The sequence below is a fragment of the Pseudomonas sp. B10(2017) genome, assembly GCF_002113295.1.
GTDB lineage: Bacteria > Pseudomonadota > Gammaproteobacteria > Pseudomonadales > Pseudomonadaceae > Aquipseudomonas > Aquipseudomonas pudica.
In genome coordinates this window covers 39156-51363 of record NZ_NEJU01000026.1, presented here as the reverse complement: position 1 = coordinate 51363, position 12208 = coordinate 39156, and the positions used below count along the sequence as shown (strand labels likewise).

Annotated in this window: 11 protein-coding genes; 6 read left to right on the top strand and 5 right to left on the bottom strand. The window is 62.0% G+C overall.

Annotated features, from left to right (window positions below):
* Window positions 1–56 precede the first annotated feature (56 nt).
* Window positions 57–605, top strand: a complete 549-nt coding sequence (locus CAF92_RS23890; RefSeq protein WP_085602102.1) for a tyrosine-type recombinase/integrase — start codon at window positions 57–59, stop codon at window positions 603–605.
* Between the two features lie 752 nt (window positions 606–1357).
* Here the strand turns inward: CAF92_RS23890 and CAF92_RS23885 are convergent.
* Window positions 1358–2719 (bottom strand): DEAD/DEAH box helicase, encoded by a 1362-nt coding sequence (locus CAF92_RS23885; protein WP_085602101.1) that lies wholly within the window; start codon window positions 2717–2719, stop codon window positions 1358–1360.
* A gap of 103 nt (window positions 2720–2822) precedes the next feature.
* Here CAF92_RS23885 and CAF92_RS23880 point away from each other — a divergent pair, with 103 nt between their 5' ends.
* A complete protein-coding gene (locus tag CAF92_RS23880) occupies window positions 2823–4124 on the top strand; it encodes a mechanosensitive ion channel family protein (RefSeq protein ID WP_085602100.1) in 1302 nt (433 codons plus the stop codon).
* Between the two features lie 192 nt (window positions 4125–4316).
* On the opposite strand, the gene CAF92_RS23875 is transcribed toward CAF92_RS23880, so the two are convergent.
* The 4 genes from CAF92_RS23875 to CAF92_RS23855 form a co-directional block, all read right to left on the bottom strand.
* Complete coding sequence (locus tag CAF92_RS23875; protein WP_085602099.1) at window positions 4317–5693, bottom strand: cytosine permease; 1377 nt, start codon at window positions 5691–5693, stop codon at window positions 4317–4319.
* Window positions 5694–5765: 72 nt separating this feature from the next.
* Complete coding sequence (locus CAF92_RS23870) at window positions 5766–6647, bottom strand: carboxylate/amino acid/amine transporter (protein WP_046614672.1); 882 nt, start codon at window positions 6645–6647, stop codon at window positions 5766–5768.
* 285 nt (window positions 6648–6932) lie between these two features.
* Complete coding sequence (locus tag CAF92_RS23860) at window positions 6933–7532, bottom strand: FMN-dependent NADH-azoreductase (protein ID WP_085602097.1); 600 nt, start codon at window positions 7530–7532, stop codon at window positions 6933–6935.
* Between the two features lie 109 nt (window positions 7533–7641).
* A complete protein-coding gene (locus CAF92_RS23855; RefSeq protein WP_012051530.1) occupies window positions 7642–7956 on the bottom strand; it encodes a hypothetical protein in 315 nt (104 codons plus the stop codon).
* Window positions 7957–8004: 48 nt separating this feature from the next.
* Between CAF92_RS23855 and CAF92_RS23850 the strand changes: the two genes are divergently transcribed.
* The 4 genes from CAF92_RS23850 to CAF92_RS23835 all read left to right on the top strand — a co-directional run bounded on the left by CAF92_RS23850 (window position 8005) and on the right by CAF92_RS23835 (window position 12201).
* The gene (locus CAF92_RS23850; protein WP_012273620.1) at window positions 8005–8928 is read left to right on the top strand and encodes a LysR family transcriptional regulator; all 924 of its coding nucleotides are present in this window, start codon (window positions 8005–8007) and stop codon (window positions 8926–8928) included.
* Between the two features lie 13 nt (window positions 8929–8941).
* Window positions 8942–9754, top strand: coding sequence for an alpha/beta fold hydrolase (locus CAF92_RS23845; RefSeq protein WP_085602096.1), 813 nt, complete (start codon window positions 8942–8944; stop codon window positions 9752–9754).
* Window positions 9748–10305, top strand: coding sequence for a peptidylprolyl isomerase (locus CAF92_RS23840; RefSeq protein WP_046614676.1), 558 nt, complete (start codon window positions 9748–9750; stop codon window positions 10303–10305). The genes CAF92_RS23845 and CAF92_RS23840 overlap by 7 nt, the downstream gene beginning before the upstream one ends.
* Window positions 10306–10368: 63 nt before the next feature.
* Entirely contained in the window at window positions 10369–12201 is a 1833-nt protein-coding gene (locus tag CAF92_RS23835; protein ID WP_085602095.1) for an ABC transporter ATP-binding protein, read from the top strand.
* The last annotated feature ends 7 nt before the right edge of the window (window positions 12202–12208 follow it).

Genomic DNA, 12208 nt, shown 5'->3' with positions numbered 1-12208 from the left:
GACCATCAAGAAAAATTGTGTTAACTAGCGAAGCCAGCAAAATCAAGGGGCGAGCCATGCAACTCGTTGAAGCGGTGAAGACGCAAACGGACATTGATCTGGTCCAGCGCAAGCTGACCCTCAACGCCCGGAGCAACACGCTGTACGCGGACATCTGGAAGTTCGGGATCAACACGGCGCTGCGCATCAGCGACCTGCTGGAAATCACGCTGCAGGAGGCACAGACGGGGCAATTGAGGGTGGTAGAGGGCAAGACCGGCAAGCCACGCACAATCAAGCTGAATGAGCCGGCTATGGCCATCGTGGAGGCCAGGTCAAAGCCTGGAGCGGTGTACCTGTTCGAAGTGGACAGCAACCGCGCCAAGGGCAAGCCAGTGAGCCGTGTGGCCGTAGCCAAGGCGTTCAAGGCCGTGGGTGATGAACTGGGTATCGCGCTGGGTACCCACAGCATGCGCAAGACACGGGGCTGGATGATGCACAAGGCAGGCAAGTCCATCGAGCTGATCTGCAAGGTGCTGAACCACAGCAGCCCGGCCGTAACCATGGCCTACATCGGACTTACCGCACAGGATGTGGCAGACACCTATGACCAGTTCGAACTGTGATCGTTGATCGTGGTTCTCGGGGCCATGGATGGCGTCGGATGATGGCACCGCTATCGGGGGGTGTAGTTGGGAAAGGGCGGAGTGTAGTTAGGACCTAACTACAGGCAAAACAGCTCTAGCACAAGGGTTTGAGCAAGGTGTAGTTAGCGTAGCTAGGTTTTACCCTATTTTGCTGGCAATACCTGTATAACCCTGTAGTAGCTATAGGGTTATCACCCTTCCTCTAATTCATGTAAAAACCTAACTACATAACTACAGCAGAACTCAAATGCCTGTGCTAGACGCCCCAAGCCTGTAGTTACCTTTCCCGAAACCTGCCTACATACCTAACTACCTAACTACACGCTGTGCCATCATGCCGAAGCCCTGAAAACTTCGTTCCCAGCCCCCCTGAAAGTCGGCTACCGTAGAAAGACATCCCGCCCGGTGCCCCACCAGCCACAGCGCCAAGACCGTAGAAAAAACCGTATAACGGCCATCCCCTCCCCTGCCGCACCGAAGCAAAAAGACCCCGGACTAAAGCCTCTCGATCATCCATGAGTCGAGCCACCAAGGACTTGCCCGACAAGTGTCAGCTGATCGACAAGCGGATCAAGGAGTTGAAAGAGGCGGAGAAAAAGGCTGAATAGTGGTCGCCTGTGCTGGCCTCTTCGGGGGCACGCCCGCTCCCACTTGGACAACACAGCCTTCGATCTGTGATTATCCTGTGGGAGCGGGCGTGCCCGCGAAGAAACCAACAGCGATACTGAAGGTTAATCGGCCGCAGGCTTGCGCTTCTTCAGCGGCGCCAGGCCGTCAGCGCTGGCCAGCGGTGCATTGGCCTTCGGCTTGGCGGTTGGCTTGCGCTTGGCGGCCGCCTTCTTGTCGCCGGTCTTCTTCTCGACCTTTTTCTTCTTGCTGCCAGCGGCTTTGCCCGAGGCCTTGACCTTCTTAGGCCCGCTGTAGGTGCCCTTCACTTCCTTGATCACCCGGCGCTCGAACTGCTGCTTGAGGTAGCGTTCGATGCTCGACATCAGGTTCCAGTCGTTGTGGGTGATGAGCGAGATCGCCAGGCCTTCGCCACCGGCACGGCCGGTACGGCCTACACGGTGCACGTACTCGTCACCGCTGCGCGGCATGTCGAAGTTGATCACCAGGTCCAGGCCGTCGATGTCCAGGCCACGGGCCGCAACGTCGGTAGCTACCAGCACCTTGGAGCTGCCTTGCTTGAAGCGGTCCAGGGCCAGCTTGCGGTCCTTCTGGTCCTTCTCGCCATGCAGCACGAAGGCCTTCACGTCCTTGGCCACCAGGTGGCCGTAGATACGGTCGGCCAGCGCGCGGGTGTTGGTGAAGATGATCGCCTTGTCGAAGGTTTCGTTGGCCAGCAGCCACTGCACGATCTGCTCTTTGTGCTGGTCGTGGTCGGCGGTGATGATCTGCTGGCGGGTGCCTTCGGCCAGCTGCGAGACGCTGTTGAGCATCAGGTGCTCTGGGTCTTTCAGCACCTTGCCGATGATGTCGCGCAGGGCAGCACCACCGGTGGTGGCGGAGAACAGCAGGGTCTGCTGGCGGTTCTCGCACTCCTTGCACAGGCGCTCCATGTCTTCGGCAAAGCCCATGTCGAGCATGCGGTCGGCTTCGTCGAGGATCAGTACCTGTACGTGGGACAGGTCGAGGTTGCCGGCATTGAGCTGCTCGAGCAGGCGGCCCGGGGTGCCGATCAGCACGTCCGGCACCTTGCGCAGCATGGCGGCCTGTTCCTTGAAGTCTTCACCACCGGTAACCAGGCCCGACTTGATGTAGGTGAACTGGGAGAACAGCTGCACCTGCTTGAGGGTCTGCTGGGCCAGTTCACGGGTCGGCAGCAGGATAAGCGCGCGGATCTCCACGCGGCGCTCGCGCAGGTCGACCAGGCGGTTGAGCAGTGGCAGCACGAAGGCCGCGGTCTTGCCGCTGCCGGTCTGCGCGGTCACGCGCAGGTCACGCCCTTGCAGGGCCAGGGGGATGGCCGCCGCCTGCACCGGGGTTGGCTCGACAAAGTTAAGCTCGGCCACGGCTTTAAGCAGGCGTTCGTGCAGGGCGAATTGGGAGAACACGGAGGTAACCTCAGGCAAGTGCGGAAAATTCAGTTGCATAGGGTAACGTTTTCTGCCGCCTTAGCCGAATTTCTTTTGGCAACTTTGTCGCCATCCGGGCTCTAATGGCGCTTCGTTTGGCAACAAGACTGTACGCAAGCCCATGGATATCCAACGAATCTGGCGTGACTCCCTCGACCTGTGGGGCACCCTTGACCAACATCCGATGCTGCACGCGGCCATCGGCCTGGCGGTGCTGCTGCTCCTTTCCCTGGTGATCGGCCGCCTGGCACGCTTCCTGGTGCTGCATGGCGCCCGCCTGCTGGCCCGCCAGCCAGCGCTGAAGTGGCTGGACGACCTGCGCAACAACAAGGTGTTCCACCGCCTGGCACAGACCACGCCATCACTGGTGCTGCAGTTCGGCCTGAAACTGGTGCCCGAGCTGTCCGACACCGCCCAGCACTTCCTCGGCAATGTTGCCCTGGCCTTTACCCTGCTGTTCATGACCATGGCGCTGTCGTGCCTGCTGGATGCCCTGCTCGACATTTATGCCCGCACCGAACACGCCCGCACCCGTTCGATCAAGGGCTACGTGCAGCTGGCCAAGATGATGCTGTGGATTTTCGCCTCCATCGTCATCGTCGCCACCCTGATCGACCGCTCGCCGCTGCTGCTGCTGTCGGGCCTGGGTGCCATGTCGGCGGTGCTGCTGTTGGTGTACAAGGACACCCTGCTGTCGTTCGTCGCCAGTGTGCAGCTGACCAGCAACGACATGCTGCACGTGGGCGACTGGATCGAAATGCCCCAGGTGGGCGCCGACGGTGATGTGGTGGACATCACCCTGCACACCGTGAAGGTGCAGAACTTCGACAAGACCATCGTCTCCATCCCCACCTGGCGCCTGATGAGCGAGTCGTTCCGCAACTACCGCGGCATGCAGCAGTCCGGTGGCCGGCGCATCAAGCGCAGCCTGTTCATCGACGCGGCCGGCGTGCGGTTCCTGACTCGCGAGGAAGAACAGCGGCTGAGCCAGATCAGCCTTCTGCGCGACTACCTGGCGGGCAAGCGCCAGGAACTGCAAAGCTGGAACGAGGCCCTGGGGCCAGTGGCCGAGCTGTCGGCCAACCGCCGTAAGCTGACCAACATCGGCACCTTCCGGGCATTCGCCCTGGCCTACCTGAAAAACCACCCCAACGTGCACCCGAACATGACATGCATGGTCCGGCAGATGCAGACCACCGCCGAGGGTGTACCGCTGGAAATCTACTGCTTTACCACTACCACAGCGTGGGCTGAGTACGAGCGGATTCAGGGGGATATCTTCGACTACCTGCTGGCGGTGTTGCCGGAGTTCGGGCTGAGCCTGTATCAGCAGCCAAGTGGCAACGACATGCGGGTGGGGTTAAGCGGGCGTGTATCGCAAGAGCCTGTGCCGCGTCGGCTGGAAGAAATGAGCGAGGCTTGATATTGCCGGGGCTGCTTCGCAGCCCATCGCCGGCAAGCCAGCTCCCACAGGCTCCGCGCAAAATTCGAGATGTGTGCAGTACCTGTGGGAGCAACTGTCTTGCTTATATCCTAAAAGTTGGCGCTATCCCCTGTGGGAGCTGGCTTGCCGGCGATGGGCCGCAAAGCGGCCCCTTTCCGTGTCAGAACCGAGTCAGGGGTGCGCATTCATGGTTGTCGAAAGCCGGTTGCTCTCGCGCCCATGGACCATGCAATACAGCGCACCGGCCAGGATCAACCCCATCGCCCAACTGATATCCGCCCCCAGCCACTCGGCCACGAAGCCCGTGTAGAACGACAGTTTCATGAACGGGATGGTACCGATGATCGACACGGCGTACACCGCCAGGCTTCGACGATTGAAGCATCCATAACGCCCCTTGGCGTCATATAGCGCCCCCACATCATAGTGGCCCCTGCATACCCAGTAGTAATCCACCAGGTTGATCGCGCTCCATGGGATCAGCAGGTACAGCTGGCCGATCAGGATGTCGGCAAAGAACGTATCGAAATTGTACTGGGTGGCGATGGCGATCAGCGTTGCCGCTGTGGTCAGCCCTGCCATTACCAAGGCCTTGGCCGTCGCGGTCACGCGCCGGATGGTCTTGAAGGCGCCAAAGATCGTGACCGACGACATATAGGCGCTGTACAGGCACAGCACGTTGTACTGGATCACCCCCAGCGCGATCACTGCCAGCGCCAACGGCGCCCACGGGCCAAACAACGCGGCAATGGCTGTGGCGGGGTCATGTCCCAGTGCCGAGGGCAGTTCCACCGCCACCAGCGCGCCGAGCGCCATCATGGCGAAGGAGCCCAGCGCACAACCGCAATAGGTGGCCCAGAACGTGGCGCGGGGGTTGACGTTGGCCGGGAGGTAGCGCGAGTAATCGGCCACATAGGGGCCATACCCCAGCGTCCAGGAGGCCGACTGGGCCACGATCAGGTTAAAGGCGGTGAACGAAAAGCCGGTACTCACCGCCGTTGTGGTTGCCATGTCGCCGGGGTGCAACAGAATCAGCACCAGGGCGCCGGCAAAAACCAGCGTGGACAACAGGCTCATCCACGCGCCCAGGCGGTGGATCAGCTCGTAGCCGACAAAGCCGATGACAAAGGTCAGCAAGCCGACCACCACGATCGCCTGGTCATCGCTCATGGGCACCAGGGCCTGCAGGGCATTGCGCATCAGCACGCCGCTGGCGGCGAGGAACAGGACTGCGGCCGTGACCATCACCAGCAGAGGGAGCGCGGCACCATGGACACCGAACTGGGCCCGGCTCTGGATCATCTGTGGCACGCCCAGGTGAGGCCCCTGGGCAGAGTGCGCGGCCATGAACACGGTACCGATGAGGTTGCCGACCAACAGGCCCAACAAGGTCCAGCCAAGGCTTAGCCCCGATGCAATGCCCAGAGTGCCGACCATCAGCGCGGTTATCTGGAAGTTGGAGCTGAACCAGATAGTGAACAATCGTTTAGGCGTGCCATAACGCTCCGCGTGTGGGACAAATTCGATACTTCGCGTTTCTAGCTTCACGCCGGTCTCCCGATTTTGTTTTCCGGATTATCGGGTAGGGACCGGCGAAATTTGGGTTCAGTAACGAACGCGTCATAGCTGACTGCGCCATGGCTTGCTTGATAACGTCAGGGTACCCAGGCGGCTCATCCACACCGACGCCAGGATCACTGCCCCGCCGATGAACAGCCTGCCCAATGGCTCGTCCTGGTTCCAGATCAGCAGATTGAGCAGCAACCCTACCGGCACATGCAGGTTGTTCATCACCGCCAGCGTGGCCCCAGATACCAGGCACGCGCCCTTGTTCCACCAGTACAGGCCCAGCGCCGTCGGGCACAGCCCCAGGAACAGCAGCACCAGCCACTGCACGTTGGTGGTCGGCAGGTGCTGGACGTTGCCAAACAGCAGGAAGGCCGGCAACACCACGATCAACGCGCCCAGGTAGAAGTAGCCAAAACGCTTGTAGTGCGGCAAGTCGCTGGGGTGGCGTGCTACCAGGTGGCGGTACAGCACCTGGCCGGCGGCGTAGGTGAAGTTGGCCAGTTGCAGCAGCAGGAAGCCGATGAAGAACTCGCCGCTGATGGTGTCGAAGCGGATCACCGCCGCGCCGGCCACCGCCACCAGCGCTGCCAACAAGGCCCACGGGTTGAAGCGCCGGCTCATGGCGTCTTCGATCAGCGTCACGTGCAACGGCGTGAGAATAGTGAACAGCAGCACCTCCGGCACGGTGAGCACGCGAAAGCTCAGGTACAGGCAGACGTAGGTGATGCCGTACTGCAGCGCGCCGATCAGCAGCATCGAGCGCATGAAGCGCGGCTCGACCTGGCGCCAGCGGGTCAGCGGCAGGAATACCAGGCCAGCCAGCACCACACGCGCGAGCACGGCAAAGTAGCTGTCGACGTGCCCGGCCAGGTACTCGCCGATCAGACTGAAGGAAAACGCCTGGATCAGCGCGACGATTATCAGGTAGCCCATGGTTGCCTCTCGTGGATCAAGGCCGCGACCTTAGCGGGTTGCGATGAATGAGTTCAACCATGAGGAATGTGGGGCTGTGCCGGCCTCTTCGCGGGTAAACCCGCTCCCACAGGAATATCACGGCACCTCAGATCAGTGGTGTCCCTGTGGGAGCGGGTTTACCCGCGAAGAGGCCGGCACAGGCCCCCACAAAATTCACAGGCAAAAAAAAGCCCGGCCATGCGGGCCGGGCAGGTACACCCAAAGGAGCAACAACAGGTGTCAGGGTTGGGAATTCGCTAAGCCTCAGGCCACCGCCGCCAGCTTGGCCTTGGCCTGGTTGACGCCCTTCTCGTGGAACTCGCCGCTCATGTTCAGGCCTTCGGCATGGATGAAGTCGACATCGTGAATGCCGATGAAGGCCATTACCTGGCGCAGATACGGTTCCTGGTGGTCGCTGGTGGCACCGGCATGGATGCCGCCACGGGCAGTCAGGACGATGGCGCGCTTGCCAGTCAGCAAGCCCTGCGGGCCGGTGGGGGTGTACTTGAAGGTGATGCCGGCACGCAGCACATGGTCCAGCCAGGCCTTGAGGGTGCTGGGGATGGTGAAGTTGTACATCGGCGCAGCCATCACCAGCACGTCGGCGGCGAGCAGTTCATCGGTCAGTTCGTTGGAGCGGGCCAAGGCGTCCAGTTCGGCAGCACTGCGCTGTTCTTCGGGCTTCATCCAGCCACCCAGCAGGTTGGCGTCCAGGTGCGGCACCGGGTTCACGGCCAGGTCGCGCACACTGATCTGATCGGCCGGGTGGGCGGCCTGCCACTGCTGAATGAAATCGCGGGTCAGCTGACGGGAAACGGAATCCTGCTGGCGGGCGCTGCTTTCGATGATCAGTACGCGGGACATGGGGTGCCTCCATCGGCAAAAAGGGTTGCGATTCGATGGAGGTGAGATTACGGCTTGACCTATCGATAAAAAAGCGTAAAAAGTGGGTTCAATCTATCGATTTATCAGCTTATTCTGCGCTGCAATTCAAGGCGATCCGTAGTTTGATGATCTGCCGGTTGAACTTGGCAGTGACATCGACGCTTTTACCGGCCGGTACGTTCACCCGACGCACCCGTGGCGCCTCCGGGCCGTTGCGGAAGGTCACCTTGCACGCGGCCGGTACCTGCCCATAGTTGTTGAGGGTGATGGCGCCAATGTCATAGGCCGTGTCATAGGCGGTGTAGTCGAGCTTTACCCCGGTCAGTTCCTTCTCAACGTCGATGGGATAAGCCATGGCCCCGAGGGGCAGGCACATCAGTATTGCCGCACAACATTTCTTCATGGGCCGCTCTCCTTGAAAGAGCGCAGCTTAGGACAACAGGAGCGAAAGATGAAAGCGCCGCGCGTAACCCTTGACCAGTGGCGAACCCTGCAGGCAGTGGTCGATCACGGCGGGTTTGCCCAGGCCGCCGAGGCACTGCACCGCTCACAGTCGTCGGTCAGCTACACAGTGGCCCGCATGCAGGAGCAACTGGGCGTGCCGCTGCTGCGCATCGACGGCCGCAAGGCGGTGCTCACCGAGGCCGGCAATGTCCTGCTGCGCCGTTCGCGCCACCTGGTCAAGCAGGCCAGCCAGCTCGAGGACCTTGCCCACCACATGGAACAGGGCTGGGAGGCGGAGGTACGCCTGGTGGTCGATGCCGCCTACCCCAGTGCCCGCCTGGTACGCGCCCTGGCCGCGTTCATGCCACAGAGCCGTGGTTGCCGGGTGCGTCTGCGTGAGGAAGTGCTGTCTGGCGTCGAGGAAGTGATGCACGAAGGCATCGCCGACCTGGCCATCAGCAGCTACAGCATCGGCGGCTACCTGGGCGCCGAACTGAGCGCGGTGGAGTTCGTCGCCGTTGCCCACCCCGAACACAGCCTGCACCGCCTGGGCCGCGAGCTGACCTTCCAGGACCTGGAAAGCCAGTTGCAGGTGGTAATCCGCGACTCCGGCCGCGCCCAGCCGCGCGATGTCGGCTGGCTGGGTGCCGAGCAACGCTGGACCGTCGGCAGCCTGGGCACCGCCGCCACCTTCGTCAGCAGTGGCCTGGGCTTTGCCTGGTTGCCCCGCCACATGATCGAGCGCGAGCTGCGCGAGGGCGTGCTCAAGCCGTTGCCGCTGGATCAGGGTGGCAGCCGCCACCCACTGTTCTACCTTTATTCGAGCAAAGAGAAGACCTTGGGCCCGGCTACGCAGATTCTCATCGACCTGCTGCGCAATTTCGACACCGCGCCACTGGACGTGCCCTTCGCAGCCCCCCCACAAGCCTGAGAGGACCGCGCCCATGGCCTATTTCGAACATGAAGGATGCGCACTGCATTACGAGGAATATGGCCAGGGCGAACCCTTGGTATTGCTGCATGGCCTGGGCTCCAGCTGCCAGGACTGGGAGCTGCAGGTGCCGGTGCTCAGCCGCCACTACCGGGTAATCCTCATGGACATCCGTGGCCACGGCCGCTCCGACAAGCCACGCGACGGTTACCAGATCGCCACCTTCAGTGCCGACCTGCTGGCCCTGCTCGAACACCTGCACACCGGCCCCGTGCACTTCGTCGGCCTGTCCATGGGCGGCATGGTCGGCTTCCAGTTTGCCGTCGACCACCCGCAATGGCTGCGCAGCCTGTGCATCGTCAACAGCGCCCCCGAGGTCAGGCGCCGTACCCGCAGTGACTGGGCATGGTGGCTCAAGCGCTGGGGCCTGGCGCGCCTGCTCAGTGTCGAAACCGTCGGCAAGGGCCTGGCCGAGCGGCTGTTTCCCAAACCGCAGCAGGCCGAACTGCGGCACAAGATGGCCCAGCGCTGGGCACGCAACGACAAGCGCGCCTACCTCAAGAGCTTCGACGCCATCGTCGACTGGGGCGTGCAGGAACGCATCGGCCAGATCCACTGTCCTACCCTGGTGATCGCCGCCGACCACGATTACACCCCGATACAACTGAAAGAACGCTACGTCGCCCTCATGCCCCACGCCAGGCTGGTGGTCATCGACGATTCCCGGCACGCTACACCCCTCGACCAACCCGAGGTCTTCAACCAGACCCTGCTGCAGTTCCTTGCAGCCGCTTCCACCTCTCAAGGATCTTTGAGCCCATGCTGAAAAAACTCCTGCTCACCGCCTGCTCGGTCGCCTTCGCCACCAGCGTCATGGCCTCCGACAAGACCCCGCACGTACTGCTGGACACCAGCTTCGGCCAGGTCGAAATCGAGCTTAATGCCGAGAAGGCACCGATCAGTACCAAGAACTTCCTCGAATACGTCGACAGCGGCTTCTACAACAACACCATCTTCCACCGTGTAATCCCGGGCTTCATGGTTCAGGGCGGGGGCTTCACCGACCAGATGGTGCAGAAGAACACCCGAGCCCCGATCACCAACGAGGCCGGCAACGGCCTGCAGAACACCCGCGGCACGCTGTCCATGGCCCGTACCCAGGACCCGAACTCGGCCACCAGCCAGTTCTTCATCAACGTGGCCGACAACGACTTCCTCAACCCTGGGCGTGACCGTGGCTATGCCGTATTCGGCAAGGTGACCAAGGGCATGGAAGTGGTCGACCAGATCGTCAATTCGCCGACCACCACCAAGAAAGGCATGCGCGATGTTCCGGCCGATCCGGTCTACATCAAGTCGGCCAAACGCATCGACTGACCGCAGGCTTCACAGGGACGTGAAACCGCCTGAGGGTCGGATGAAACAGGAGTGTCGTCACCCATGCTGTATCGCCGTTTCGAGCAACTGATCGATATCTTCCGCGACGCGCCCAGCGAGTCGCCACCCGGCCAGGTCTGGCCGTTCTACCTGTACTACCTGCGCCAGGTGTGGCCGAGCTTTGTCGCCCTGCTGGTGGTGGGCCTGGTCGCCTCGCTGATCGAGGTGGCGATGTTCAGCTACCTCAGCCGCATCATCGACCTGGCCCAGGGCACGCCCAATGCCAATTTCTTCAGCGAACACAGCGGCGAGCTGATCTGGATGCTGGTAGTGATCCTGCTGCTGCGGCCGGTGTTCTTCGGCCTGCACGACCTGCTGGTGCACCAGACCATCAACCCCGGCATGACCAGCCTGATCCGCTGGCAGAACCACACCTATGTGCTCAAGCAGAGCCTCAACTTCTTCCAGAGCGACTTCGCCGGGCGCATCGCCCAGCGCATCATGCAGACCGGCAACTCGCTGCGCGACTCCGCCGTGCAGGCCGTGGATGCGCTATGGCACGTGCTGATCTACGCCATCACTTCGCTGGTGCTGTTCGCCGAAGCCGACTGGCGCCTGATGCTGCCACTGTTGCTGTGGATCGCCGGCTACATCGCCGCGCTGTTCTACTTCGTCCCCCGGGTGAAGGAACGTTCAGTGATTTCCTCCGACGCCCGCTCCAAGCTGATGGGGCGCATCGTCGACGGCTACACCAACATCGCCACCCTCAAGCTGTTCGCCCATACCGACTTCGAGCAGCAATACGCCCGCGAAGCGATCCGTGAACAGACAGAGAAAACCCAGCTGGCCGCACGCGTGGTCACCAGCATGGACGTGGTCATCACGACCCTCAATGGCCTGCTGGTGGTCACAACCACCGGCCTGGCACTGTGGCTGTGGAGCCAGTCGCTGATCACCGTCGGCGCCATCGCCCTGGCCACCGGCCTGGTGATCCGTATCGTCAACATGTCGGGCTGGATCATGTGGGTGGTCAACGGTATCTTCGAAAATATCGGCATGGTCCAGGACGGCCTGCAGACCATCGCCCAGCCGGTTACCGTCGCCGACCGGCCCAACGCACCGGCGCTCAAGGTAAGCCGCGGTGCGGTACGCTTCGATGATGTGGACTTCCATTACGGCAAGGCCGCCAACGTGATCGAAGGGCTCAACCTGGACATCCGCCCGGGTGAGAAGATCGGCCTGATCGGCCCGTCCGGGGCAGGCAAATCGACCTTGGTCAACCTGCTGCTGAGGCTGTATGACGTGCAGGGCGGGCGCATCCTCATCGACGGCCAGGACATTGCCGAAGTGAGCCAGGCCAGCCTGCGCGCGCAGATCGGCATGATCACCCAGGACACCTCGCTGCTGCACCGCTCGATCCGCGACAACCTGCTGTATGGCCGCCCCGGTGCCAGCGAGGCGGCGCTGCATGAAGCGGTGCGGCGGGCCCGCGCCGACGAGTTCATCCCGCAACTGTCGGACGCCCAGGGGCGCACCGGTTTCGATGCCCATGTGGGCGAGCGCGGGGTCAAGCTGTCGGGCGGCCAGCGCCAGCGTATCGCGATTGCCCGGGTGCTATTGAAGAATGCACCGATCCTGATCATGGACGAGGCCACTTCGGCGCTGGATTCGGAGGTAGAGGCAGCGATACAGGAAAGCCTGGAGACGCTGATGCAGGGCAAGACAGTGATCGCCATTGCCCACCGGCTTTCCACCATTGCGCGGATGGACCGGCTGGTGGTGCTGGACAAGGGGCGGATTGTAGAAATTGGCAGCCACAGTGAACTGCTGGAGCAGCAAGGCTTGTATGCCCGGTTGTGGCATCACCAGACGGGGGGGTTTGTCGGGGTGGACTGATTCCTGT

What these genes read in the sequence shown, in the direction of transcription:
- CAF92_RS23890 (WP_085602102.1), top strand. Translation starts at nt 57, where the DNA reads ATGCAACTCGTTGAAGCGGTGAAGACGCAAACGGACATTGATCTGGTC.
- CAF92_RS23885 (WP_085602101.1), bottom strand. Translation starts at nt 2,719, where the DNA reads ATGCAACTGAATTTTCCGCACTTGCCTGAGGTTACCTCCGTGTTCTCC.
- CAF92_RS23880 (WP_085602100.1), top strand. Translation starts at nt 2,823, where the DNA reads ATGGATATCCAACGAATCTGGCGTGACTCCCTCGACCTGTGGGGCACC.
- CAF92_RS23870 (WP_046614672.1), bottom strand. Translation starts at nt 6,647, where the DNA reads ATGGGCTACCTGATAATCGTCGCGCTGATCCAGGCGTTTTCCTTCAGT.
- CAF92_RS23860 (WP_085602097.1), bottom strand. Translation starts at nt 7,532, where the DNA reads ATGTCCCGCGTACTGATCATCGAAAGCAGCGCCCGCCAGCAGGATTCC.
- CAF92_RS23855 (WP_012051530.1), bottom strand. Translation starts at nt 7,956, where the DNA reads ATGAAGAAATGTTGTGCGGCAATACTGATGTGCCTGCCCCTCGGGGCC.
- CAF92_RS23850 (WP_012273620.1), top strand. Translation starts at nt 8,005, where the DNA reads ATGAAAGCGCCGCGCGTAACCCTTGACCAGTGGCGAACCCTGCAGGCA.
- CAF92_RS23845 (WP_085602096.1), top strand. Translation starts at nt 8,942, where the DNA reads ATGGCCTATTTCGAACATGAAGGATGCGCACTGCATTACGAGGAATAT.
- CAF92_RS23840 (WP_046614676.1), top strand. Translation starts at nt 9,748, where the DNA reads ATGCTGAAAAAACTCCTGCTCACCGCCTGCTCGGTCGCCTTCGCCACC.
- CAF92_RS23835 (WP_085602095.1), top strand. Translation starts at nt 10,369, where the DNA reads ATGCTGTATCGCCGTTTCGAGCAACTGATCGATATCTTCCGCGACGCG.